Source organism: Flavobacterium sp. (assembly GCF_017985075.1).
GTDB lineage: Bacteria > Bacteroidota > Bacteroidia > Flavobacteriales > Flavobacteriaceae > Flavobacterium.
Window position 1 is genome coordinate 4,684 of sequence record NZ_JAGNYF010000066.1, and the last position, 4,416, is coordinate 9,099.

General features: G+C 36.8%; 1 protein-coding gene, 1 tRNA gene and 1 pseudogene. 2 read left to right on the forward strand and 1 reads right to left on the reverse strand.

Annotation, left to right across the window (positions count from 1 at the left end; all coding sequences use genetic code 11):
- Positions 1 to 3,755 (forward strand): annotated as a pseudogene (locus KA468_RS09690) (hypothetical protein); the annotation flags it as partial.
- Between the two features lie 320 nt (positions 3,756 to 4,075).
- A tRNA-Asn gene (locus tag KA468_RS09695) sits at positions 4,076 to 4,149 on the forward strand.
- Between the two features lie 176 nt (positions 4,150 to 4,325).
- Here the strand turns inward: KA468_RS09695 and KA468_RS11100 are convergent.
- Positions 4,326 to 4,412, reverse strand: a complete 87-nt coding sequence (locus tag KA468_RS11100) for an IS3 family transposase (protein WP_366933136.1) — start codon at positions 4,410 to 4,412, stop codon at positions 4,326 to 4,328.
- Positions 4,413 to 4,416 lie beyond the last annotated feature (4 nt).

The following is a 4,416-nucleotide window of genomic DNA, read 5'->3' on the forward strand; positions in this document are numbered from 1 at the left end:
CACTTCAAACTACAGTAGCTTCGAATGCTACAGCTACTTCATCTGCATTGGGTTTAAAAGAAGACGCAGCAAATAAATCAATTATAACTACATTAGGTACAAGTGATATATTATTTCCTACTCAAAATGCTGTTAAAACGTATGTAGATGGAAGTATTTCTACTTCGAATATTGCAAATACAGCAGTCATTGCAGCAGTTCAAGCAGATGTTGATGCAAATGAAACAGCAGCTACAAATGCCATTACCACACTTGGAAATACAGTAACTGCAAATGCTGTTGCAACTACGACAGCTTTAGCACTAAAAGAAGATGCAGCAAATAAATCAACAGATGTTACCTTAGCGGATGTGTCGAATACAAAGTTCCCAACGGAATTGGCAGTAAAAACTTATGTAACGAATCAAATAGCTGCTGGAACGGCAGCGAATGTTTCAGGCATTGTGGCTATAGCTAATGGTGGAACCGGTTCTTCGGTTCAAAATTTTGTTGATTTGAGTACGAATCAAGCTATTGCTGGAGAAAAAACTTTTGGATCAAATACTACAGTTAATGCCAATTTGAATGTTAACGGCGAGGTTAGTGCTCCTGTTGTGATGGTTGAAAATGGTACTTTTCAAACAGGTACATGGGGAGACAATCAATGGCAATCTTTTACAGCTACAAGTTCTGGTGTATTACAATTGATATCGATTTTTGGAAATGGAGCCATAGGTGATCGTAATGGTACTTTAAATATTTATTCAGGAACCGGAACTGCTGGAGCTCAATTGTTTTCTGGTTCTGTTGCACTACCTCCTTTTAGCGGTTGGTTTGACCTTCCTATAGCTTCAAGCGTGAGTGTAGTTACTGGAAATATATATACGTTTCAAATATTAGATCCTAATCCGGTAATTTCTCCCGGAGGTATGGTAGCCAGTGAAAATAATTTATACCCTCAAGGTGATTATTTTTCATCTGTGTATGGAGCTAATTCAAATTATGATTTAACATTTAAAGCATGGATAAGTACAGTTGGGGGTGGAAATATTACCGCTTCTGGAACAATTACCGCAGGATCTGTGACGTATCCAAATACGCATGGTACAGCGAACCAAGTTTTAACAACGAATGGTTCTGGAACGTTAGCGTGGTCAAGCCCTTCTAGTTCTGCGTCTTCTTTAACTGGAACGTTAGCAATTGCTAATGGAGGTACAGGTTCTAGCGTTCAAAATTTTGTTGATTTGACAAACAATCAAAATATTGCTGGAGGGAAATATTTTACTAATAACATTACTGCTAATCAAGTGAGTATTGGATCACCTGTGACAGGTTCTCAAAACACAATGCTTGGAGAATCATCTTTTGGATATGGATCTCCAGGTAGTAATAATACAGGTTTAGGATTTTTTACACTGGCTAGTCTAAATGGAGGTAATGACAATACAGCTGTTGGGACAAATGCTATAAGACAAGGAGGGACTGCAAATGGGAGTAGAAACACGGCTGTAGGTAGTGTCGCGTTGTCAAACGGGGGTGAACCCAATGACAATACAGCATTAGGTTATGCAACGTTGGCAGTCACTTCGGGTAGTTCAAATACAGCTGTGGGTAGTTCCGCACTTCAAAATAATACTACCGCAAGTTACAACGTTGGAGTAGGTTTCGAGACTTTAAGAAACACCACAACTGGTGGAAGTAATACAGCTGTTGGACGAGGAGCAATGTATAGTAATACATCGGGTGATGTAAATACCGCAGTTGGTGAATACGCACTTGTTTCCAATACAAATGGTAGATACAACACTTCTGTAGGTGTTCAAGCACTAGAACAAAACACAACTGGTCAATCAAATACTGCAATAGGTGTGGCGGCTATCGACAGAAATACTGCGGGTAATTATAATGCAGTGTTGGGTGCTTTTGCTGGACGCTACATCGCTGATAATACAACATTTAATACAGCTATAGATAATTCAGTTTTAATTGGGGCATTATCTAGACCATTAGGAAATAATGCAAATAACGAGATTGTTATTGGTTACGATGCAATAGGAAATGGTAGCAATACCGTACAATTAGGTAACACTAGTGTAACTAATGTAAAAACTAGTGGAACAATTACAGCCGGAGCCATTACTATACCTAATACCGATGGAACGCCAAATCAAGTATTGACAACGAACGGATCTGGAGCTTTAAGTTGGAGTACGCCTTCTTCTGGAGGGGCTACTGCAGTAGGTGCAATAAATTCTACTTCAAATGCAAATGGTGCTTCAATAACTGCTGGTGAATTAAAACTTGCCCCAGCAGATGCAACTAACGGAGGCGTTGTCACTACTGAAACTCAAACATTTTCAGGAAGTAAAACTGTATTAGGTGATTTAATAGTTAGCACGGCAAGTTCTTCACCATCACTTGATCAGTCTCATTCTGTAAGTTATGGAATATATGGAGCTGGACAAACGGCCTTAGGACAATCTTTTACTGCTGGGCTTTCAGGAATGTTAAATAAGGTTTCTATGAGGTTTGCAAATAGTACTTGCTCTGGGACATTAAAAATTTTTAGTGGAAGTGGAGTTTCTGGTACATTGTTAACTTCTCAGGCATTTTCGCTTTCTTCTGGCAATGGCTACATAGAGTTTACTTTAAATAGCCCTATTACGGTTGTTAATGGAACACAATACACTATGTTGTTTGAAAAATCGACAGGAAATATTGATGTTTATAACTCAAATGATGGTTCTTATACTGGTGGACAAGCATACGCTTGGGGTGGATTACAGAGTAATCTTGACAACGTTTTTAAAACGTATGTATCTACAGTTTCAGGTGGAAATATAACCACTTCAGGAAGCGTTATTTCTTCTGTTTTTAAAACACCAACAGGAACTTCATCACAATATTTGATGGCAGATGGTTCTGTTTCAAATTCAACATTATCAAATTACTTACCATTAACGGGTGGAAATATTACCGGGCAATTATCTATTGGAACGACGACTCCTCAGTCATCCGCCGCTTTAGATGTTACTTCAACATCACAAGGTTTACTTCCACCACGTATGACTCAAAATCAAAGAAATGCAATTGTTAATAAAGTTGCGGGTCTTATTATCTGGTGTAAAGACTGTGGCGCAAATGGAGAATTGCAGGTTTATAATGGGACGGCTTGGACCAATTTTATTGGAGGCGCACCATCAGAACCTTTGGTTGTTGGTTCTGCATATAGAGGCGGTAAAATAGCGTATATATTTCAATCAGGAGACCCAGGATATGTTGCTGGTGAATTTCATGGAATTATTGCTTCAAATTCTGATTTAAGTAACGGGATTCGATGGGGGCAGGGCTTTAATGGTTTATCAACAACTTATGATTGTGTAAATAGACACGGATCATCTGGATTAGCATTGCCTTGTGCAATAGGTGCTGGTAGCGCAAATACAGCATTAATTATTGCCTCGAGTACTGAAAGTAGTCCAACAGATTATGCGGCATTAATTTGTTCTAACTATAGCGTGGTAGCCAATGGAATTACATACAGTGATTGGTTTTTACCAAGTAAAGACGAAATGGCAAAGCTATATCAAAATAAAAGCTTAATTGGCGGTCTGTATTACGATTCAGTCAATACTGCCAATAAAAGTAATTGGTATTGGACATCATCTGGAGATGTCTTTCAAGATAGAGCTACAGATGTTAATTCTGACAATGGTGGTAATGGAAGAAATTTTAGAGGACAGTTATTGAGCGTAAGAGCAGTAATGTATTTTTAATCATTGTATAAAAAGGTTCAATTATTTGGACCTTTTTATATGAAAACACACACAATTTGTTTTAAGTATTTTTTAATTCAAAAAAACACTAAAATATTTTTTTAAAATAAAAATTCAATTATATTTGCACTCGCTTAAATAAGCAACTTCCTTCTTAGCTCAGTTGGTTAGAGCATCTGACTGTTAATCAGAGTCCCGATAGCTATCGGGATTGGTTCAAGAAAAAGAAGTAAGTTCATAAAAAAAGAAATTCTTGAAATTTTTACTTTTTGTAATAAAAGAATAAAGTTTCATTAAAAATAAATTAACCATTAGGTTATTCCTTCTTAGCTCAGTTGGTTAGAGCATCTGACTGTTAATCAGAGGGTCCTTGGTTCGAGCCCAAGAGAGGGAGCAAAAGTCCAACAGAAATGTTGGACTTTTTTTATACAATAAATATGGATAATCTTATTTATTTCAAAGAAGTTAAATAAGCATCTGATTGTTAATTATATTTCCAATAGTTATCGGTAAGAGGAAACAAAAAAGCCTAACATTAGACTGCACCCAAAAGTTTAGACAAATTTATAATTAATTTTGATAATAATGAGTTCGATATTTTATCGGACTCATTTTGTTTAAATTTGACTTTATTCTTTCGTTGTTGTAATAGATAATATAC